This window comes from Actinoplanes rectilineatus, from assembly GCF_000962825.1.
GTDB classification, from domain to species: Bacteria; Actinomycetota; Actinomycetes; order Mycobacteriales; family Micromonosporaceae; genus Actinoplanes; species Actinoplanes rectilineatus.
In genome coordinates, this window is sequence record NZ_JZKF01000100.1 from 1 (window position 1) to 19304 (window position 19304).

21 protein-coding genes, 1 pseudogene and 1 riboswitch are annotated in these 19304 nt (G+C 72.3%); of the genes and pseudogenes, 14 read left to right on the forward strand and 8 right to left on the reverse strand.

All coding sequences use genetic code 11. The features are described 5' to 3' along the window. Positions 1–99: 99 nt before the first annotated feature. Entirely contained in the window at positions 100–900 is an 801-nt protein-coding gene (locus WH85_RS40145; protein ID WP_045747408.1) for an alpha/beta fold hydrolase, read from the reverse strand. A gap of 37 nt (positions 901–937) precedes the next feature. On the opposite strand from WH85_RS40145, the gene WH85_RS40150 reads away from it, so the two are divergent. The 5 genes from WH85_RS40150 to WH85_RS40170 all read left to right on the forward strand — a co-directional run bounded on the left by WH85_RS40150 (position 938) and on the right by WH85_RS40170 (position 4839). Continuing rightward, entirely contained in the window at positions 938–1552 is a 615-nt protein-coding gene (locus WH85_RS40150; protein ID WP_045747409.1) for a TetR/AcrR family transcriptional regulator, read from the forward strand. 106 nt (positions 1553–1658) lie between these two features. After that, on the forward strand, positions 1659–2441 hold the full coding sequence (gene uppS / locus WH85_RS40155) for a polyprenyl diphosphate synthase (protein WP_045747410.1): 783 nt from the start codon (positions 1659–1661) through the stop codon (positions 2439–2441). Between the two features lie 136 nt (positions 2442–2577). Further along, positions 2578–3321, forward strand: coding sequence for a metallophosphoesterase family protein (locus tag WH85_RS40160; protein WP_211275593.1), 744 nt, complete (start codon positions 2578–2580; stop codon positions 3319–3321). Positions 3322–3332: 11 nt separating this feature from the next. Further along, on the forward strand, positions 3333–4028 hold the full coding sequence (locus tag WH85_RS40165; protein WP_245674301.1) for a VOC family protein: 696 nt from the start codon (positions 3333–3335) through the stop codon (positions 4026–4028). Positions 4029–4125: 97 nt separating this feature from the next. Further along, positions 4126–4839 (forward strand): hypothetical protein, encoded by a 714-nt coding sequence (locus tag WH85_RS40170; RefSeq protein WP_157411528.1) that lies wholly within the window; start codon positions 4126–4128, stop codon positions 4837–4839. Between the two features lie 48 nt (positions 4840–4887). On the opposite strand, the gene WH85_RS40175 is transcribed toward WH85_RS40170, so the two are convergent. Beyond that, entirely contained in the window at positions 4888–5808 is a 921-nt protein-coding gene (locus WH85_RS40175; protein WP_045747440.1) for a TetR/AcrR family transcriptional regulator, read from the reverse strand. Between the two features lie 130 nt (positions 5809–5938). Between WH85_RS40175 and WH85_RS40180 the strand changes: the two genes are divergently transcribed. Together WH85_RS40180 and WH85_RS40185 are read left to right on the forward strand one after the other, a co-directional pair. Beyond that, entirely contained in the window at positions 5939–7066 is a 1128-nt protein-coding gene (locus WH85_RS40180; protein ID WP_045747413.1) for an FAD-dependent monooxygenase, read from the forward strand. A gap of 204 nt (positions 7067–7270) precedes the next feature. Next, positions 7271–8107: a class I SAM-dependent methyltransferase gene (locus tag WH85_RS40185; RefSeq protein WP_045747414.1), complete on the forward strand. Its 837-nt coding sequence runs from the start codon at positions 7271–7273 to the stop codon at positions 8105–8107. Between the two features lie 113 nt (positions 8108–8220). Here WH85_RS40185 and WH85_RS40190 read toward each other — a convergent pair whose 3' ends face one another. Then, entirely contained in the window at positions 8221–9009 is a 789-nt protein-coding gene (locus WH85_RS40190) for an enoyl-CoA hydratase/isomerase family protein (RefSeq protein WP_045747415.1), read from the reverse strand. A gap of 222 nt (positions 9010–9231) precedes the next feature. On the opposite strand from WH85_RS40190, the gene WH85_RS40195 reads away from it, so the two are divergent. Beyond that, on the forward strand, positions 9232–9966 hold the full coding sequence (locus WH85_RS40195) for an SDR family NAD(P)-dependent oxidoreductase (protein WP_045747416.1): 735 nt from the start codon (positions 9232–9234) through the stop codon (positions 9964–9966). Positions 9967–10229: 263 nt separating this feature from the next. Here the strand turns inward: WH85_RS40195 and nhaA are convergent, their stop codons facing one another. Together nhaA and WH85_RS40205 are read right to left on the reverse strand one after the other, a co-directional pair. Further along, entirely contained in the window at positions 10230–11543 is a 1314-nt protein-coding gene (gene nhaA / locus WH85_RS40200) for a Na+/H+ antiporter NhaA (protein ID WP_245674302.1), read from the reverse strand. Positions 11544–11611: 68 nt separating this feature from the next. Then, a complete protein-coding gene (locus WH85_RS40205) occupies positions 11612–12520 on the reverse strand; it encodes a MarR family winged helix-turn-helix transcriptional regulator (protein WP_045747418.1) in 909 nt (302 codons plus the stop codon). Between the two features lie 75 nt (positions 12521–12595). Here WH85_RS40205 and WH85_RS40210 point away from each other — a divergent pair, with 75 nt between their 5' ends. Beyond that, on the forward strand, positions 12596–12898 hold the full coding sequence (locus tag WH85_RS40210) for a hypothetical protein (protein WP_045747441.1): 303 nt from the start codon (positions 12596–12598) through the stop codon (positions 12896–12898). Here the strand turns inward: WH85_RS40210 and WH85_RS40215 are convergent. Beyond that, on the reverse strand, positions 12848–13669 hold the full coding sequence (locus tag WH85_RS40215; protein ID WP_045747442.1) for a lysophospholipid acyltransferase family protein: 822 nt from the start codon (positions 13667–13669) through the stop codon (positions 12848–12850). The genes WH85_RS40210 and WH85_RS40215 overlap by 51 nt on opposite strands. Before the next feature lie 142 nt (positions 13670–13811). Between WH85_RS40215 and WH85_RS40220 the strand changes: the two genes are divergently transcribed. Next, the gene (locus WH85_RS40220) at positions 13812–15083 is read left to right on the forward strand and encodes a serine hydrolase domain-containing protein (RefSeq protein ID WP_045747419.1); all 1272 of its coding nucleotides are present in this window, start codon (positions 13812–13814) and stop codon (positions 15081–15083) included. Between the two features lie 60 nt (positions 15084–15143). Continuing rightward, positions 15144–15211: riboswitch (guanidine-III (ykkC-III) riboswitch) on the forward strand. Positions 15212–15226: 15 nt separating this feature from the next. After that, positions 15227–15541 (forward strand): DMT family transporter, encoded by a 315-nt coding sequence (locus WH85_RS40225; RefSeq protein ID WP_045747420.1) that lies wholly within the window; start codon positions 15227–15229, stop codon positions 15539–15541. Here the strand turns inward: WH85_RS40225 and WH85_RS40230 are convergent. After that, positions 15525–16469, reverse strand: a complete 945-nt coding sequence (locus tag WH85_RS40230) for a helix-turn-helix transcriptional regulator (protein ID WP_083449637.1) — start codon at positions 16467–16469, stop codon at positions 15525–15527. The two genes, WH85_RS40225 and WH85_RS40230, sit on opposite strands and share 17 nt — an antisense overlap. Positions 16470–16572: 103 nt before the next feature. Between WH85_RS40230 and WH85_RS40235 the strand changes: the two genes are divergently transcribed. Beyond that, a complete protein-coding gene (locus WH85_RS40235) occupies positions 16573–17694 on the forward strand; it encodes a Gfo/Idh/MocA family protein (RefSeq protein WP_211275594.1) in 1122 nt (373 codons plus the stop codon). A 69-nt stretch (positions 17695–17763) separates the two neighbouring features. Here WH85_RS40235 and WH85_RS40240 read toward each other — a convergent pair whose 3' ends face one another. Then, positions 17764–18198: an ArsI/CadI family heavy metal resistance metalloenzyme gene (locus WH85_RS40240; protein ID WP_045747421.1), complete on the reverse strand. Its 435-nt coding sequence runs from the start codon at positions 18196–18198 to the stop codon at positions 17764–17766. Between the two features lie 75 nt (positions 18199–18273). On the opposite strand from WH85_RS40240, the gene WH85_RS40245 reads away from it, so the two are divergent. Next, entirely contained in the window at positions 18274–18630 is a 357-nt protein-coding gene (locus tag WH85_RS40245) for an ArsR/SmtB family transcription factor (protein ID WP_045747422.1), read from the forward strand. Then, positions 18627–19301, forward strand: a pseudogene (locus tag WH85_RS40250) (aquaporin); the annotation flags it as partial. The gene WH85_RS40245 and the pseudogene WH85_RS40250, both read left to right, overlap by 4 nt. Positions 19302–19304: the final 3 nt, after the last annotated feature.

Genomic DNA, 19304 nt, shown 5'->3' on the forward strand with positions numbered 1-19304 from the left:
GGCGCGCTGGACGCCCGAAATCACCACGCTGTTGTGGGTGTGGTGAATACGGGCGTGCTGAGCGCCCGAAATCACCACAGAGGCAGACCCTGACTGCGATTAGGTGTCTAGGGTGCCCAGGCGGCTCACGAGCGAGGCCAGGTGGCCGGGGGCGTCCAGGTGCGCCAGGTGCCCCTGCCCGGTGAGTTCGTGTACGACGGCGCCGGGAACGTGCCGGGCGACGTCGTCGAAGGACGTCCCGTACGGCGCTCGGCCCCGGTTGCGCTCGCCGACGACGAGATCCACCCGGGCGGCCCGCGCGGCGAGGACCGCCGGCCGGGCGGCCTCGTTGATCGCCAGTGTCTCGCGGTAGGCCGGGGCGCCGAGGCGCCGCAGTTCGGACCAGGTCGCCGTGTCGGCGCGCAGTGCCGCGGTCGTCGCGTCGTCCATGCCGGTGACCTGTTGCAGGGCGACGGTGATGCTCGCGTCGAGGTCGCCGTCGTCCTGCGCGCGCCGCAGGTCCGGGAGGGCCGCCGCGCCGAACGGTGCCATGACCGGCTCGTATGCGATCAGGTGCGGCACCGGCCGGATGTTCGCCAGGTGCAGGGCGATCAGGCCGCCGTAGCTCCACCCGAAGAGCGTGCGTACGTCGGTGAAGCCGCGCAGGACCGCCGCGGCGTCCTCGATCTCCGTGGCGAGGCCGTACCCGTCGGGCAGTGGGCCGGACGGTTCCCGGCCCCGGCGGTTGACGACGGCGACGGTCGGCCAGCCGTCGAGGTGCCGGGCCACCGCGCTCCAGGCCGCGGCGTCGGCCATCGCGCCGGGGATCAGGACGATGGCCGGCTGGTCCGGCTCGCCGTGGACGTCCACCGTCACCCGGCCCTGGTCGACCTCGACGTATTTCTGAATCGATCGCTCCATATTCGGATTATGAAGCGATCGCTCTAGAATCGTCAACATGACCTCCCGACCCGCAGGACGCCCCCGTGCCTTCGACCGCGACCTCGCCCTGCGCGAAGCCGCACGCCTGTTCTGGCAGCACGGCTACTCGGGCACCTCGACGCGGACCCTGACCAGCGCCCTCGGCATCTCCAGCTCCAGCCTGTACGCCGCGTTCGGCACCAAGGCCGCGCTGTTCGACGAGGCGGTCCGCACCTACGCGCTGCGGTACAGCGCGATCTACGAGAGGGCGGTGGCCGAACCGTCGATCGGGCGCGTGGTCGAGCGGGTGCTCCTGGACTCCATCACCGAGTTCGGCCGCTCCGCGGACGGCCACCCCGGCTGCCTGACCAGCAGTGCGGTCATGGCGGACGCCCCGGACACCCTCGACGTGCGCGCCTACGTCGCGGACCTGCAGCGCTCCGACGAGGCCCGCCTGCGCGCCCGCATCGAACTCGCCGTCGACGACGGCGAACTCGATGCGGCCACCGACCCGGCGGTGCTCGCGGAGTTCGTACAGACGCTCTGGCAGGGACTGTCCGCCCGGGCCGAACTCGGAGCCGGCCGCGAACAGCTCGCCGCAGTGGCCGGCCTCGCACTCAGAGCGATCGACCTGCCGGGGCGGCACGACTGAGGCGCCCGGGGTGGACGTGAAGCAACGGTGCAGAAGTGGTGTCGACCTTGTGCAGGTGTGGGCGAAGTGCCCGCCGAACGGCTCCGGTGTTGGTTGGATGCCGGGCATGTGGGAGTCCGTGAAAGGCGTCGCGTACGCGGTGTACGCGCGCCGGCTGCGCCGGGGGCTGGCGGGTTCGTCGCTGCCCCGGCACGTGGCGATGGTGATGGACGGCAATCGCCGGTGGGCGCGGCAGATGGGGTTCGAGGATCCGCGGGTGGGTCACCGGTACGGCGCCGAGCATCTGACCGAGGTGCTCGGCTGGTGTGCCGACCTCGGGATCCGGCACGTGACGGTGTTCATGACGTCGGTGGACAACATGCAGAAGCGCGACTCCGTCGAGGTGGGCAACCTGATGCGGATGATCGAGGACGTGGTGGCCGAGCGTCTCGCGCAGCCGGGCGGGATGTGGCAGGTGCACCTGGCCGGGCGTCTGGACGTGCTCCCGGATTCGACCCGGCACGCGTTGAAGATCGCCGAGGAGGCGACCCGGGACGGCGCGGCGAGTGCACACCTGACCATCGCGATCGGCTATGACGGCCGGGAGGAGATCGTCACGGCGATCCGGTCGCTGCTCGAGCAGGAGGCACGGGCCGGGCACGGCATGCTCGACGTGGCGCAGCGCCTCAGCGCGGATCTGATCGCCGAGCACCTGTACACCAGTGGCCAGCCGGACCCGGACCTGGTGATCAGGACCAGTGGGGAGCGGCGCATGTCGGGGTTCCTGCTGTGGCAGGCGGCCTATTCGGAGCTGCACTTCTGCGACGTGTACTGGCCGGGTTTCCGCAAGGTCGACTTCCTGCGGGCGTTGCGGTCCTATGCGGCGCGGCACCGCCGGTTCGGGGCGTGACACCGGTCGAGGACCGCGTGACGCGCCGGTCGAGGGCCGGCGGACGGCGCGCCTTGAGGACCCGCGACGGTAGGTGTCTGTCCTGACGACGGCCGTGGGGACCCGCGACGCGTACAAGAAATGGTTTCATGGCCTGGTGCGAATCGCGATGATCTCCGATGTCCATGGCAATCTTCCCGCGCTGCGCGCGGTCCTGGCGGCGATCGAGGGCGAGGACGCGGATCTGACGGTCAATCTCGGTGATCTTCTTTCGGGGTACGTGCTGCCGGCGTCGACCGCCGACGCGCTGATCGCGGCGGGCCTGGTGACGGTGCGCGGTAACCATGAGCGGCAGGTGCTGACGTTCCCGGTCGAGCGGATGGGGATGGCCGACCGGACCGCGCACGAGGCGATCGATGCGCGGCACCGGGAGTGGATGGCGTCGCTGCCGGCCACGGTGGAGCCGGCGCCGCGGGTGCTCGCGTTCCACGGCACGCCGGCCGACGACCTGCAGTACCTGATGCACACCGTCGACGTGGACGGGGCCCGCCCGGCCACGCAGGCGGAGGTGCTCGAGCGGCTCGGCGACGTGTCCGGGTACGACCTGCTGCTGTGCGGGCACACGCATCTGGCCGGGTCGATGCGGTTGCCGGGTGGGGCGCTGGTGGTGAACCCGGGGAGTGTGGGCTGGCCGGCCTATGACGACGACGGTCCGGCGCCGCATGTGATGGAGGCCGGTTCACCCCATGCCCGGTACGCGGTGGCCGACGACGTATCCGGCCGGTGGGAGGTGTCGTTCCACATGGTGGAGTACCCGTGGGAGGAGGCGGCCGTGCTGGCCGAGGGATTCGGGCGACCGGATGTGGCGTACGCGCTGCGGACCGGCCGGGTGCCGTCGTGAGGATCCGGTGGGTGACCGGGTTCCTGGACACGCCGGACCGGTCGGTGGAGGGTTTCTGGCAGGCGGTGACCGGCACCCGGCTGTCGGCACGCCGCGGCGGCGGCGTGTTCGCGACGCTGGTGCCGCAGGTCGGCGATCCGTGCCTGCGGGTGCAGGTCGTCGGTGACGGGCCGCCGCGGGCGCATGTGGATCTGCATGTGGAGGACGTCGCCGGTGCCGTGCTGCCCGCCGGTGCGCGTGAGATCTTCGCCGGGGACGGTCTGCGGGTGGTCCGCTCCCCCGCCGGGATCGTGTTCTGCCTGGTCGGCTGGGACGCCGAGGCGGTCCGCCCGGTGCCGGTCCGGTGGCCGGGCGGGCAGAGCAGTGTGGTCGATCAGCTGTGCCTGGACGTGCCGGACCCGGTGCACGACCGGGAGGTGGCGTTCTGGGGTGAGCTGACCGGGTGGGCGTGGCGGTCGATGGGGGTGCCGGAGTTCTCGGTGTTCGCCGAGGCGGCGATGCCGCTGCGGTTGCTGGTGCAGCGCACCGGCGGTACGGCCGCCGGGGTGCACGTGGACTTCGCGTGCGACGGGGTGGATGCCGAGGTGGCGCGGCATGTGGACCTGGGTGCGGCCGTGGTGCGGCGGGTGCCGGACGACTGGACGACGTTGCGGGACCCGGCCGGGCGCGAGTATTGCGTGACCGGACGTTCCCCGTACTTCTCATGATCACTTCGGTGTGGTGGCCCGTTGTTGTCGGTGCGGACTGGTAGAAAGGGACCCTCTCATACAGGCGTACGAAGGGGTAACGATGACGGCGGCAGGCGTGGATGCCCGAGGGCTCAGCGCGGAGGAGTTGGAGCAGTTCCGGGATCAGCTTGCGGCCGGGCGCAAGCCCCGGGTGCAGTTCACCGAATCGGCGGGGCAGATCAGCGGCCAGATCGGCCAGGTCGTCGCGTTGACCGACCCGGCCGAGTCGGACGAGTGGGTGGTGGTCAAGTTCGGTCGTGACGAGCTGCCGTTCTCCCCCGTCGACCTGCGGGTCGCCCCCAAGGGCGTGGTGGCGAAGAAGCCGGTTCCCGCACCGGAGCCGGAGCCCGACCCGGTGCTGTCCGGCCCGGAGTTCCTGATCGACAAGCCGGTCCCGCCGAAACCGGCGCCGGTGCAGCGTAAGAGCGAGGAGGACGAGGTGGCGGCGAAGACCGCGAAGGACGGCGCCGAGGCCACCACGGCCCGCAAGCCGGCGGCCCGCCCGGCGAAACCGAAGCCCGGCCCCACCCTCACGGTAACCCTGGCCTACGCCGACAGCGAGTGGACGATCGCGGCCAACCAGGGCGCGAAGGTCCTGGCCAAGCCATACGTGGTCCGGCCCGCCGAGGCGCTGAAGATCGTGTCGCTGGTCGACATGCCGGGCGTCCAGGAAGCGGTCGACCAGATCATGACCGCGGAACGCGCCGAGGCGGAGACGCAGGCGCAGCGGCTGCGCGCCGAGCTGGCCGAGGTGGAGGCCCGCCTGGCCGAGCTGGGCGAGACGGCCTGACACCGCGACGGCACGTGCCCGGGGCTGCACCGTCCCGGGCACGTGCCGTCAGCTTCCCTCGCGGTCGATGAGGTGGGCGAAACCGTCGAGCAGCGCCTGCAGGCCGGCCTCGAACAGCGCGTCGAGGTCGAAGTCGTACCCGTCGCCGAGGCCGTCGAGCATGTGCGCGAAATGCGGATAGCGGCCGGACTCCGCGAGGGTCCGCATCTGACCGATCTGCGTGTCGCCCCACTCCTGCTCCGTCAGGCCGGTGTCCGCCTGCGCGTGGGCCTCCCGTTCCCGGTGCGCGGCCAGGCCCTGCCCGTGGCTGAACAGCAGGATCTGCAAGTCGAGGACCCGCGCGGCGGGCAGGCCCAGCCCACTGAGCGCGCCGATCAGATAGTCGCCGTGCCGGATCAGGTTCGGCAGTGGCAGGGGCCGGGCCAGCGAGCCCAGCTGTGCCAGCCACGGGTGCCGGGCGTACAACCGCCACAGGGTCCGCGCGCCGAGTTCGAGCCGGGCACGCCAGCCGTCCGGCAGCACCGGCGGATAGCCGACTTCGCCGTACGCCCGGTCGGTCATCAGCAGGACCAGGTCGTCCTTGCCGGTGACGTGCCGGTACAACGACATGGTGGGCACGCCCAGCCGTGCGGCGACCGTCCGCATCGACAGCGCCTCCAGGCCCTGGGCGTCGGCGATCAGCATCGCGGCGCGTACCACATGATCACGGTTGAGGTCCGTGTCCGGCGGCGTGGCCCGGCCGGCTCGAGACCGGGGCGGCGGCGCGACGACCGACCCCACCCGCGGCTGGGAGCGGATCACCCCGGCCTGGCGCAGCGCGGTCAGTGCCTTCGCCGCGGTAGCCATGGCGACACCCTGCTGCGCGGCGAGCGCCCGGGTCGACGGGAGCCGGTCCCCCGGCTTCAGCTCCCCGGCGGTGATACGCCGCCGGATGTCCTCGCAGATCCGCAGGTACGGCGGTTCCACCATCACGTCCACCCCGGTTTCTGTACTAGGACACACGAGGCCCTGTGCTAGGTCAGTGACCTGTTCAAACGTTGTTTCCCCGCATGGGTACGCCGTACCTTGACGTCGCGTACAGCGTACAAGGGGGACTCTCGTGAAGACCGTACTGATCTCCGGCGCCGGTGTCGCCGGACCGGCCCTGGCCTACTGGCTGCACCACCACGGGTTCCGGCCGACGGTGGTGGAACGGGCGCCGTCGCTGCGGGCCGGCGGGCACGCCGTCGACGTCCGCGGCACCGCCCTCGACGTGATCGACCGGATGGGCCTGACCGGCCCGTTGCGCGACGCGCGTACCGAGATGCGCGGCATGTCGATGCTCGACGCCGACGGTGTCGAGATCATGCGGTCGACGGAGATGGCGCTGAGCAGCGGCCGCCTCGACAGCGACGACGTCGAGGTGCTGCGCGAGGACCTGTCCGGCATGCTCGCCGACCTGACCCGCCCGTACACGCGGTATCTGTTCGGCGATTCGGTGACCGCCCTCGAGCAGGGAGACGACGACGTGCGGGTGACCTTCGGCCACGCCGCCCCGGAGACGTTCGACCTGGTGGTCGGTGCGGACGGCCTGCATTCCACGGTACGGAGACTGGCGTTCGGACCCGAGGAGCGCTACCTGCACCACCTCGGCGCGTACGTCGGCGTGTTCACCGCCCCGAACTTCCTCGGCCTGGACCGCTGGCAGGTGTGGCTGCGCACCGCGAACGTCGGCTACGGCATCTACTCGGCGCGCGGCAACACCGAGATCCGGGCCAATCTGGGTTTCGAGTCCGGCCCCCTCGACTACGACCGGCACGACGTGGACGCCCAGCGCACCCTGGTCGAGCAGCAGCTCACCGGCGTCGGCTGGGAGACGCCGCGGCTGCTCGCCGCGATGTGGCAGGCCGACGACTTCTACTTCGACGCGATGGCGCAGACCCGGATGGACCGCTGGTCGGCGGGCCGGGTCACGCTGCTCGGCGACGCCGGGTACTGTCCCTCCCCGCTGTCGGGGCAGGGCACGAGCCTGGCGCTGGTCGGCGCGTACGTGCTCGCCGACGCGCTGGCCCGAGCCGGCGGTGATCACCGGGCCGGGTTCGCCCGCTACGAGCAGCGGATGCGCGGGTTCGTCACCGTCAACCAGGCGCTCGCCACCGAGAACCCGGGCGGCCCGCCGTCCGAGGAGTCCGCCGAGGCCGCCAAGTCAGCCATCGCCCTCGACGACCTCGACGCCCTCGCCGAGTGAGGCGGCGGGCCTGCCCGTACGGCAGCCGGGCGTTCCGGCGTCCAGCACGAAATCCTCGCGCACCGCATCCCGGCGGCGGGTGCGCGGCCGGGTCTCCTCGGCTTCCACTGGAGTCCGGCGGCCGGCCAGGCCGAACCTCGATGGTGACGCACCCGGGTGCACGTCTCGTGGATGATCCGCGGGCTGCTCGCTTAACATCCGGGCATGGTGGATGCCGAGATCCTGGAGTATTACGGGCACGGTGGGGAGCAGGAGCGGTTGCTGGCCGGTGACCGGCAGATCGAGTTCCTGCGGGTGTGGGATCTGCTGGGTCGCCATCTGCCGCCGGCGCCCGCCCGGGTGCTCGACATCGGAGGCGGAGCCGGCGTCTATGCCCTGCCGCTGGCCGATGCCGGCTACGAGGTGCACCTCGTCGATCCCGTGCCGCTGCACGTCGAGCAGGCCTCGGCGGCCTCCCGCGCGGCCGCCCGCCCACTGGCGAGCGTGGCTGCCGGCGATGCGCGGGCACTCGATGCGGCCGGCGCCGGTATGGATGCCGTGCTGCTGCTGGGGCCGCTCTATCACCTGACGAGCCGGGACGACAGGGTCACCGCTCTGCGGGAGGCGCGCCGGGTGGTGCGGCCGGGCGGGGTTGTCGTGGCGAAGGCGCTCTCCCGGTTCTATCCGCTTTTCGAGGACATCGCCCAGGGAACGCCGATCGACATCGACCGGACTGCCGCGTTCGCCGGTGACGGGCAGTACCGGAATCCGGGCGGGGATCCGGCCCGGTTCACCACCGCGTTCTTCCATCGGCCGCAGGACCTCGCCGCCGAGGTCGAGGAGGCCGGCCTGCGCCTGCGGACCCTCGTCGCGGGCAGCGGCGTGGTTCGGCTGCTGCCCGGGTTCGCCGAGCGGCTGGAAGATCCTGATCAGCGAGAACGCATCCTGTCGGCGCTGCGCCTGCTGGAAGCCGAGCCGTCTCTCCTGGGGATCAGCCAGAATTTCATCGCCATCGCCGAACGATCGGCATCGGGGAATCAGGCGGACGCCGGTCTGGTCTGAAGACCACTTCCGACGCCTGCCCGCGGCGCAGGTGTGGTGCGATCGACGGAGGCTTGGCTACGCTGCGCCGCGACGGTGAACCTGGTGCACCTGACTCCCGGCAGGAGGCTGCGCTACCTGCCCGTGAGGACAGGCGGCACGAAAGGTGTGCCGGTGCGCAGGGATTCGACGTAGGTGCCGATGGATGCCTGGAGGTCTGCGGAGTCGAACAGGTCGACGGACAGGTCCATCTGGACTGCGTCGGCCCCGGCGACGCCACCGGCGGCCCACGCCTTCAGTAGTGCGCGGGTGGCGGCCAGTCCGCGGGTTCCGCCGTTGCCGAGCCGCTGGGCGAGTGCGTCGACGGTCGCGTCGAGCTGGTCGTCGGGAACGACCTGATACACCAGGCCGATCTCCTCTGCCTGCCGGGCGGTCAGCGTCTGGTCGAGCAGCAGCTGTGCGCCGGCCCGGGCGAAACCGACCCGGGCGGCGAGCCGCTGGACGCCGCCGGCCATGAGCGTGTTGCCGCTGCCGGCCTCGATCCACGAGAAGGTGGCGGTTTCCGAGGCGACGAGGATGTCCGCCCGCAATGCCAGCTCGTAGGAGCCGCCGAGCAGGGGCCCGCGCAGAGCTGCGATCACCGGGATGCGCAGTGCCTCGATGGCGGCGAAGGCCTGGAGCGTCTCGGCGACGAACGTCCGGAACCAGAATCGGTCCTTGCCCGGCCACTGCATGGCGTCGGCGCCGGTGCTGAAGTTCGGCCCTTCGGCGCGCAGGACGAGCGCCCGCACACCGGCTTCGCCCGCCTGCCGGGCCGCGTCGGCCAGTTCGGTGACGAACTGCCGGTCGATCGCGTTGTGCGGCGGATCTGCCAGCACGATCGATCCGACCGGGCCGGACTGCTCGAAACGTACCTTGGTCACGATGGCTCCCTGGTGGTCGGCCGCACGACAGTGAGCCGTGCGGCGGCGGGCCGGGTGGCCCGGCGGGGGAAGTCTGCATTGTTTTTGACCAAGAAGTCAATAAACCGCCGAGGGCGGCGCCGCGCCCCACGTGCTCCCCGCCACACCGCACCCCCAGTTATTGCCTCCATGGTCAAAAACCTGGTTTATTGACCAAGGAGACAAAAACTGAGGGAGCCGTCCATGAATATCCTGAAGGACAAGGTCGCGGTCGTGACCGGCGGAAACGCGGGCATCGGCCGGGCCATCGCCCGGGCTTACCACGCCGAGGGCGCCCGTGTGTTCGTCACCGGCCGCCGCCAGGAACAACTCGACGAGGTCGAGGCCGAACTCGGCCCCCAGGTGACCGGGATCCGCTGCGACGTCGGCCGGCTCGACGAGCTCGACAGCCTCTACGCGACGGTCGCCGCGCAGGCCGGCCGCATCGACGTCCTGGTCGCCAACGCCGGGATCGGGATCGCCGCCCCGCTGGGACAGATCACCGAGGAACAGGTCGACGCCATGATCACCACCAACGTCAAGGGGCCGCTGTTCACTCTGCAGAAGGCGCTGCCCCTGCTGAACCCGGGGGCGTCGATCATCTTCACCGGCTCGTCGGCCGCCACACGACCGGATGCGGCCCTGCCCGTCTACGGCGCGACCAAGGCCGCGCTGCGCAACCTGGTCCGCGGATTCGCCCACGGCGCCGGGGCCGGCGGCTACCGCATCAACCTGCTCTCGCCCGGCGGCACCCGTACACAGGGCCTGATCGATCTGATCCCGGCCGACGCACTCGCCGCCGCCGCGGCGACGATCCCGCTGGGCCGGCTGGCCGAACCCGAGGAGATCGCCGCGGCGGCCGTCTTCCTCGCCTCGGACGCGTCCAGCTACCTCAACGGCTCCGAACTCGCCGTCGACGGCGGCAGCGCCCAGATCTAGCCCCGTTTCGTGGTCAGGGTGCGAAGCCCGTCCGCGTGGTGATTTCGGGCGCGCTGGACGCCCCCATTCACCACACCCCTGGTGGTGTGGTGAATACGGGCGCGCTGGACGCCCGAAGTCACCACGCTGTTGTGGGTGTGGTGAATTCAGGCGTGCTGAGCGCCCGAAGTCACCACGCTGTTGTGGGCGTGGTGAATACGGGCGCGCTGAGCGCCCGAAGTCACCACGCGGGCTCTGACGACTGAACGTGTTCAGCGAACAGGTCAGGCGCGTCCGAACCGCTCGTCGTATCCGTCCTCCAGGGCGTAGACGTCCGGCACACCGTCGCCGTCGTCGTCGCGCTGCTCCGCCTCGTGCAGCCGCCGGTAGTGGCCGTTACGCAGGCGCAGGACGACGGCGGCCAGCAGCGCGGCGATCAGCGACCCGGCCAGGATCCCGATCCGGGCGTGGTCGTCGGTGACGCTGCCGGACCCGAACGCCAGCTCGGCGATCAGCAGCGACACGGTGAACCCGATCCCGGCCAGCAACGCCATCCCGAACACGTCCCACCAGGCCAGCCCGTCACCCAGGCGGGCCCGGGTGAACCGCTGCACCAGCCACGTCGTGCCCAGCACTCCGACGGTCTTGCCCAGCACCAGGCCGGCCACGATCCCGATCGTCACCGGGTCGGCCGCCGCCGCGCCGAGACCACCGGCCCCCGCGACCGGCACCCCGGCGGCGAAGAACGCGAACACCGGCACCGCCAGGCCCGCCGACAGCGGCCGCCACCGGTGCTCGAAACGCTCCGCGAGGCTGAGACCGTCACGGGCCAGCACCGGCACCATGAACCCGAGCAGCACCCCGGCGACGGTCGCGTGGATCCCGGAGGCGTGAACCAGCGCCCACGTCGCGGCCGCCGGCGGCAGCAGCAGCCACCACGACCGCACCCGGCGCTGCACCAGCACCGCGAACAACCCCAGCGGGACCAGCGCGAGCAGCAGCGGCACCCACTGCAGGGACGTGGTGTAGAAGACCGCGATGACCAGGATCGCCAGCAGGTCGTCGACGACGGCCAGGGTCAGCAGGAACGTGCGCAGCGCCGCCGGCAGATGGGTGCCGATCACCGCCAGGACCGCCAGGGCGAACGCGATGTCGGTCGCGGTCGGCACCGCCCACCCGGACGGTTCCCCACCCTCGGCGACGGCGTTGACCGTCGTGTAGATCAGCGCCGGGACGGCCATGCCGCCGACCGCGGCCGCGACCGGGATCGCCGCCCGCCGGGGGTCGCGCAGGTCACCGGCGACGAACTCGCGTTTCAGCTCCAGGCCCGCGACGAAGAAGAACACCGCCAGCAGGCCGTCGGCCGCCCACGCCGCCAGACTCAGATCCAGGTGCAGCGCCGCCGGGCCGACCGTCCAGGCGGACAGCGTCTCGTAGCCGGCGGACCAAGGGGAGTTCGCCCAGATCAGGGCGAGGACCGCGGCGCCCAGCAGCAGCGCGCCACCGACCGTCTCGGTGCGCAGGATATCGCCGATACGGCGCGCCTCCGGCCAGCTGCCGCGGCTGAACAGGGACGGACGAAAAGACCCACCGGACACAGAACCAGGCTCCTCTGGACATGACAAGGACATCGCCGACCAGACTTCCCGGCACACCAGTGCGAACCCTACCCGCCGCCCGGGAGCCGGCCGGACGGCGGCGGGGACTGCCCGTCGAGGCGTTTCTCGAACCCCACCTGGTTGTACGGGGAGTCGCTGTACGCGCCGATCACCTCGTACCCGCTGTCGTGGTAGAGCGCGAGCGCCTCCCGCAACGCCCGGTGCGTGCCCAGCCGCACCGTCGTCACCCCGTGTGTGGCGGCGTCACACTCCAGCCGGCCCAGCAGCCGCCGCCCCAGCCCGAGACCGCGGGCCGCCCCGGACACCCACAGGTGGCGGATCTCGGCGATACCCGGGCCCAACCGGATCCACAGGCCGCAACCGGCCGGTTCGCCGTCCTCGAACGCGACCAGTTGCGTACCGGTCACCTCGTGCGGCGGGGTGAGCGCGGCCGCGTCGTACCCTTCCGGCAGCCGCTGCATCAGTTCCGCGGCGTACCGGGCCAGGCAGTCCCGCGCCGCCGGCGACTGCGGCGCGACCGGTTCGACGGTGATCGCGGCGGCGCGCAGCACCCGGCGGATCTGCTCCTGGGCGTGGATCAGCTGCTCGCGCTGCCGGCCGGTCAGCTCACCGAGCAGGGCGGCGATCCCGGCCTGCGACCGGTCGTCGAGGTCGGCCCGGGCCAGCCGGCCGGCGTCGGTGAGCTCGGCGACCCGGACCCGGCCGTCGCCGTCGTGTGCCCGCAGCCGGACGAGTCCCTGCACCTGCAGCGACCGCAGCAGCCGGCTCAGATATCCGGAGTCCAGGCCGAGGCGGGCACGCAGGTCCCGCACGTCGGCGCCGTCGCCGATCTCGACGAGCAGCCGGGCCTGGCTCAGCGGCAGGACCTGCCCGAGGAACCGGTCGGTGAGGGCACCGAAACGCTGGGTGTAGTAGCGGTTGAAGTCACGGACACGGGAGATCTGTTCAGCCTCCACGCAGCGATGCTAACCAGCGTCCCCGATCCGGGCCGGACACATCGACGACGCCGGGCCGCCGTGTACGGTCGGGACATGCGCATCCCGACCACCGCCGTGATCACCGCGGGTTCCCTGATCGGCGGCTGGCAGCTGGCCCGCCGCACCGGCATCCGCCCGCTCGGCGGGGCCGTCCTGGCCGCCGGCGGTGTCCTCGCCGGCCGCGAGTGGGCGCGGCGCACCAGCCCGGCCGTCACCGGCGCGCTCGTGGCGACCTACCTCGGCGCGTTCGGCCTGTCGCACCCCCTCGCCAAGCGGATCGGGCCGTGGCCGTCGGTGCTGGCCGTGTCAGCTCTGACCGCCGCCGTCTCCTACGCCGTGGCCGACCGGCGCGCCTGAACACGAGCACGCCCGGCGCCGCCGCACCCGGCTCATGTCGTGCGGTCGGCTGCGGTCCACGACCGCGGGGGTCTGCATCTCCCCGGCCCGCAACGGCGTCAGTGCCTCGTCGATCGCCTCCATGATCAGGTGGGTGGCGCGCATCGCCCGCGCCCCCGGCGCCCCGGTCACCGCACCCACCGCGACCTCGGCACCGAACCGCACCTGCACCTGCGGGCGGCGCAGCACCGCCTTCAGCAGCGCCCGCCCGGCCCGTTTCGGCGCCTCGTAGGGCAGCACCGCGTGCGCACCCCACTGCGCCACCGCCAGCACCGGCGCCCCGGACAGTGCCGCCATCCGCGCCACCCCGGTCTTGCCGCGTTCCGGCCACATCCACGGATCCAGGCCGATGCGGCCCTCCGGGTAGACCATCACCACCGCACCCTGCTGCAACGCCCGGGCCGCGGCCGGCAGCGCGTCGGCGACCCGGTGGGTGTTGCGATCCACCCGGATGTGCCCGCACGCGCGCATCAGCGACCCGATGACCGGCGCGTCGAACAGCCCGCCGGTCGCCATCACCCGCGGCGCCAGCCCCACCTGGTGGCAGGCGGCCGCCATCACCAGCGGGTCGAACGGGCTGACGTGGTTCATCGCCAGGATCAGCGGCCCGCCACGCAGATGCTCGGGCACCTCACCGGAGACCCGCAGCCGGCACAGCGGGAACGCGATCACTCGGGCCAGCGGCAGCAGCATCCGCCACAACCGCGGGACCTGCCAGGTTGTCGTCTCCATCAGGGCGATCATCCTGCCACGCGGCCTGCTGCGGCCCGCATCGGCCGTAAGTCTGCTTTCGGGGTACGCGCTGCCCTCCCCGTGTCCCCTCCAAGGTTCCACCGCGCTCACGATGACCGTCGGGGTTGCTAGGTTCGTCGATATGATGATGCTCCCGGACCTGCAGGACCGGCTCGACGACGCCGCCCGCCGTCACGGGGTGCCCGGTGCGGCGGTCGCCGTCCGGGCCGCCGGCGCGGTGACCGAGGCGGCCACCGGGGTCGCCGACCGGGGCACCGATGTCGCGGTCACGCCGGACACCCTGTTCCCGATCGGGTCGATCACCAAGACGTGGACCGCCACCCTGATCATGCAGCTCGTCGCGGACGGCCTGCTCGACCTGGACGCGCCGGTCCGCCGCTACCTGCCGCGGTTCGCGCTGCCCGACGAGACCGCGGCCGCGACGGTGACGGTCCGGCACCTGCTCACCCACACCGGCGGTTTCGAGGGCGACCTGTTCGAGGACACCGGTGACGGTGACGACGCGGTCGAGCGCCTCGTCGCGTTCCTGGGCACCGGTGCCCGGCAGATCGCCCCGCCCGGCACCGTGTTCTCCTACTGCAACGCCGGGTACGTCGTCCTCGGTGCCCTCGCGGCCCGGCTGCGCGGCGGCACCTGGGAACAGGTCCTGCGCCGACACGTGATAGCCCCGCTCGGTGTGACCCACATGGCTCTGCTCCCGCAGGAGGCCGCCCGGTTCCGGGTCACGTCCGGGCACGCCGACGGCGTCCCCCTTTCCGAGGACCTGCCCCGGTCGAACGCGCCGGCCGGGTCGACCCCGGTCGCGGCGATGCGTGAACTCGTCCGGCCCGGGCTGCCCCTCGCGGCGATGGCGCCGCCCCAGGTCGCACTGCCGGATCTGGGGGCGCGCGCGGCGTACGCGTGGGGCCTGGGGTTGATGCTCTTCCGCTGGGACGGCGTGGACGTGGTCGGCCACGACGGCGCCACGCTGGGCCACTGCGCCAGTTGGCGGGTGGTGCCGGGCCGGGACGTCGCGGTGGCGGTCGCCGTGAACGGCGGGGACGGGCCGGCCCTGATCGACGAGGTCCTGGACGCGGTCCTCGCCGCCACCGCCGGGATCAGCGTCCCGGCCCGGCCGGTCCCGCCGGCGTCACCGGTGGCCGCGGGTCCGGTGACCGGCCGGTATTCGTCGCCGCTCGCCGACTACCGGGTGACCCCGGCCGACGGTGGCCTGAGCGTCGTCTACCGGCCGCAGGGCATCGCCTCCGGTGACCCGGTGACGATGCGGTACGTACCCCTGCGCCCCGGGGTCTTCGTGGGTGTGGACAGGAGCGCCGGGGTGCATCCGGTGATCGCGTTCCTCGGCGACGGCCGGTACCTGTTCGCCGGCAGCCGGGCCCTGCCGCGGCACTGAAGGGTTTGTCAGATCCACCACCACGAGTTGCCGGCCGGCGACTGACCGGTACCGTGGAGGACGGCACCGCACCGCGGCTGTCCCGGACGAGTTGCGTGTCGTACCCGGCCTGACAAGACGACCGCCTTTCGAGGTGCATCGTCATGGCATGGATCGCGCTCGTCGTCTCCGGTCTGCTGGAGACCGTCTGGGCCATCGCCCTGGACCGCAGCAACGGTTTCTCCCGGCCCGTGCCGTCGGTGGTGTTCGGGGTGGCGTTGATCGCCAGCATGGCCGGTCTGGGTTACGCCCTGCGGACCATCCCGATCGGCACCGGCTATGCCGTGTGGGTGGGCATCGGCGCGGTCGGCACCGCGCTGGTCGGCATGGTGGCTCTGGGCGAGGCGGCCACGCTGCCCCGCATCCTGTGCCTGCTGCTGGTCGTCTGCGGCGTCATCGGCCTCAAGGTCTTCCACTGACGTCGAGCGGGCTGACGTCGAGCGGGCTGACGTCGGCATCGAGCGGCTTGCCGGCATCGGCCGACCACACCGCCGCCACAGCCGGCTGCGCAGCCGCTTCCCAACTCGCCAGCAGCGGCAGTACCCGGGCGGTGTGTGAGCCCGGCTCCACGGTGTAGACCACCAGCCGCTGGTCCGGGCGGTGCGGCACGGCGACGGTCTCGATGCCGAACCGCAGCCGGCCCGCCGCCGGATGGGCCAGGACCTTCGCCGCCGACGTGCGATCGACGACGTCCTGGTCGTCCCACCACTCGCCGACCTGCGCCGACGCCGCGCGCAGGTCGGCGACCAGGGCGGCGAGACGACGGTCGCCCGGGTGCCGGCCGTTCTCGTAGCGCAGCGCCCCGACGGCGGCCCGCGCGAAGTCCGCCCAGTTGACGATGCGGTCGCGGGCCGCCGGGTCGAGCAGCAGCCAGCGGGCGAACGGCCTGCCGGTCTCCAGGCCGGCGCCGAGCACGGCGTCGAGCAGCGTGTTGCGGGCCAGTACCTCGCTGCGGCGCCCGAGCAGCAGCACCGGCACGTGGTCGAGGGCGGTCATCAGCCGTAGCAGCCCCGGATCGGCCCGCTGCGCCGCGGCACCGGCGCTGTCGGTGCCGCGGCGGCGTACCCCGGCGGCCAGGGTCTGTAAATGCTGCCGTTCGATGTCGTCGAGGCGCAGCGCCCGGGCCAGCGCCGCGCACATGTCGTCGCTGAGGGTGGCCTGGCGTCCCTGTTCGAGACGGCTGTAGTGGTCCGGGCTGATCCCGGCCAGCACCGCCAGTTCGTCCTTGCGCAGCCCGGGGACGCGGCGCGGGCCGGGGAACGCGGTGATGCCCGCCTGCGCCGGGGTGAGCCGGTCACGACGCGACCGCAGGAACGCGCCGAGCGCGGCATTCGGGCGCGGGGACATGCCGACCATCGTAGGAGTGTTGCCGGCCCCGCTGCCTGGTCATGTCGTGACCAGGCAGCACGCGGCCTGGCCGCAGCGCCGGCGCTCACCTTCGATGGTGGACGTGACAAGCAACGACGTGACAAGCAACGACGTGACAGGCGATGACCGCGGCCGGCTCCGGGTGGGGGTCATCGGCGCCGACACCGGTGCCAGCTGGGCCGGGGTGTCGCACATCCCGGCGATCCACGGCCTCGGCACCCTGACCCTGTCCGCGGTCGCCACCCGCCGCGAGGACAGCGCCCGGCGGGCCGCCGACGCGTTCGGCGCCGCCCGGTGGTTCGCCGACCCCTTCGCGATGATCCGCAGCGACACGGTCGACATCGTCACCGTCGCCGTGCGTGTCCCGGCCCACGCCGGCCTGGTCCGGGCCGCCGTCGACGCCGGGAAGGCCGTCTACTGCGAAGCCCCGCTGGGATCGTCGCTGGCCGAGACCGTCGAGCTGGCGTCGCTGGCCACGTCCCGCCCGGCGGTGGTCGGGCTGCAGGGACGCCTCAACCCGTCGGTACGCCGCGCCGCGCAACTGGTCCACGACGGGGCGATCGGCCGGCCCCTCAACGCCCGGGTCGTCTCCACCACCTCCGGGTTCGGGCCGGTCACCGCGACGAACTACACCTATTTCGAGCAGGCGGCGTCCGGGGCCGGGCTGCTGACCATCACCGCCGGTCACACCCTGGACATCGTCGAGGCGGTCCTCGGTGCGACGGTGGAGGTCGACGCGCGGACCGGGATCCTCTGGCCGCATCCTCTGGTCGCCGACACCGGGGATCGGGTCATGCGGGAGGTGCCCGACCACGCCGACGTGCTGGCGCGTACCGCCTCGGGAGCGCTGGTCAGCGTGAACGTGTCCGGCGGTGTCGCCCCGGGCGACGCGGTGTTCCGGTTCGAGGTGCGCGGCACCGACGGCTGGCTGACCCTGACCGGCGGCAGCCTGTTCGGCGTGCAGGGCGGCGACCTGACCCTGACGGCGAGCACCGCGTTCGACGCTCCGGACCGGCCGGCCTCAGCGAACGCGTCCGGGCCGTCGATCAACATCGGTGAGGTGTACGCGGCGCTCGCCGCCGACCTGCGCACCGGCTCCCGGTCCGCCCCCGGTTTCGACCACGCCGTGCACAACGCCCGCCTGATCGCCGCCGTCGCCGAGGCCGCCGCCACCGGCCGCCGGGTCACCGTCGCGGCGCGGTAGTCCGGTGGGGCCGCCGTCTGCTCCGGTGCCCGGCCGCTGTGGGGGCTCGGCCCGGCCGGGCACCGGCGGTCAGCGGCCGGGCGCGGTGTCGGTGCAGCAGGCTGTCGCGGTGTCGGGCATGGGCTTGTCGCCGACCGGGGAGTCGCCCTTGACGACGTAGACCTCCCAGGGCTCGTTGCCGGGGCCGCGGACCCACACCTTGTCCTGCAGCGCGTAGCAGCATTCGGTGTCGTCCTCGGTCAGGGTGATCAGGCCGGATTCGGTGAGCCGTCTGGTGGCCGCGTCGACCTGGCCGGTCGTTTCGACCTCGACGCCGAGGTGGTCCATCACGGTGGGCTGCCCGGGCTCGCCTTCCAGGAGGACGAGCTTGAGCGGCGGCTCGGCGATCGCGAAGTTCGCGTAGCCGGGCCGGCGTTTGGCCGGTTCGGTGCCGAACAGTTTCGAGTAGAACGCGATCGACGCCTCCAGGTCCGAGACGCGCAACGCGAGCTGGGCACGGGACATGAAACACCTCCACCTTGTTTAGACGCTTCTCTAAGCAGCTTGCATTGCTGCCTAGAGAGCTGTCAACCTAGAGAGGTGTCTAAACAAGAAGGGGCCCGGGACTGCTGCGAACCGACGGTCAGTGAGGCGCTGACCCCGGACGCCGCCGCCGGGCTGGCCCGCTCGTTCAAGGTCCTCGGCGACCCGGTCCGGCTGCGGATCCTGTCGCTGATCGCCGCGCGCAAGGGCGGGGAGGTCTGCGTCTGCGACATCACCGACGCGTTCGACCTGACCGGTCCCACGATCTCCTACCACCTGCGCCAACTGCGCGAGGCCGGCCTGGTCGACTGCGAACGGCGCGGCACCTGGGTCTACTACTGGATCATCCCCGCCCGGCTCGGCCTGCTCTCACAGTTCCTGAACCCCGCCGACGCCGCCGCGGCGAGCACGTGAGCCTGCCCCGGCGGGCCGGCGCCGAACTGGCCGGCACCGCCCTGCTGGTCGCCGCGGTGATCGGTTCCGGGATCGCCGCGACCCGGCTCTCCCCGCAGGACACCGGGCTGCAGCTGCTGGAGAATGCGGTCGCGACCGCCCTGGCGCTGGGTGCGCTGATCCTGACCTTCGGCCCGGTCTCCGGAGCCCACTTCAACCCGGTCGTGTCCGCCGCCGACTGGTGGTCCGGTCGCTGCACCGGCACCGGACTGACGTGCCGGGACCTGGCGGCGTACGTCACGGCACAGATCGCCGGCGCGATCACGGGAGCGGTCCTGGCGAATCTGATGTTCGACCTGCCCGCCGTCACCCGCGCCCACACGCTCCGCAGCGGCACACACCTCTGGCTCGCCGAGTCCGTCGCGACGTTCGGCCTGATCCTGCTCATCGCCGCGCTCACCCGGTCCGGGCGCGCCGGCACCGCCCCGGCCGCGGTCGGCGCCTACATCGGCGCCGCCTACTGGTGGACCTCCTCGACCAGCTTCGCGAACCCGGCCGTCACCATCGGCCGGATGTTCAGCGACACCTTCGCCGGGATCACGCCCGCGTCCGTTCCCGGCTTCGTCGCCGCCCAGCTCATCGGCGGCGTCCTCGCGCTCGCCGCCGTCGCCTGGTGGTTCCCGCACCCCGGCCGG

Bases quoted from the DNA above. Each gene is read 5' to 3' on its own strand.
- WH85_RS40150 (WP_045747409.1), top strand. From the start codon at position 938: ATGACCTCCCGACCCGCAGGACGCCCCCGTGCCTTCGACCGCGACCTC.
- WH85_RS40230 (WP_083449637.1), bottom strand. From the start codon at position 16,469: ATGTCCCCGCGCCCGAATGCCGCGCTCGGCGCGTTCCTGCGGTCGCGT.
- WH85_RS40215 (WP_045747442.1), bottom strand. From the start codon at position 13,669: ATGGAGACGACAACCTGGCAGGTCCCGCGGTTGTGGCGGATGCTGCTG.
- WH85_RS40220 (WP_045747419.1), top strand. From the start codon at position 13,812: ATGATGATGCTCCCGGACCTGCAGGACCGGCTCGACGACGCCGCCCGC.
- uppS (WP_045747410.1), top strand. From the start codon at position 1,659: ATGTGGGAGTCCGTGAAAGGCGTCGCGTACGCGGTGTACGCGCGCCGG.
- WH85_RS40225 (WP_045747420.1), top strand. From the start codon at position 15,227: ATGGCATGGATCGCGCTCGTCGTCTCCGGTCTGCTGGAGACCGTCTGG.
- WH85_RS40210 (WP_045747441.1), top strand. From the start codon at position 12,596: ATGCGCATCCCGACCACCGCCGTGATCACCGCGGGTTCCCTGATCGGC.
- WH85_RS40175 (WP_045747440.1), bottom strand. From the start codon at position 5,808: ATGGTGGAACCGCCGTACCTGCGGATCTGCGAGGACATCCGGCGGCGT.
- WH85_RS40195 (WP_045747416.1), top strand. From the start codon at position 9,232: ATGAATATCCTGAAGGACAAGGTCGCGGTCGTGACCGGCGGAAACGCG.
- WH85_RS40145 (WP_045747408.1), bottom strand. From the start codon at position 900: ATGGAGCGATCGATTCAGAAATACGTCGAGGTCGACCAGGGCCGGGTG.
- WH85_RS40185 (WP_045747414.1), top strand. From the start codon at position 7,271: ATGGTGGATGCCGAGATCCTGGAGTATTACGGGCACGGTGGGGAGCAG.
- WH85_RS40240 (WP_045747421.1), bottom strand. From the start codon at position 18,198: ATGTCCCGTGCCCAGCTCGCGTTGCGCGTCTCGGACCTGGAGGCGTCG.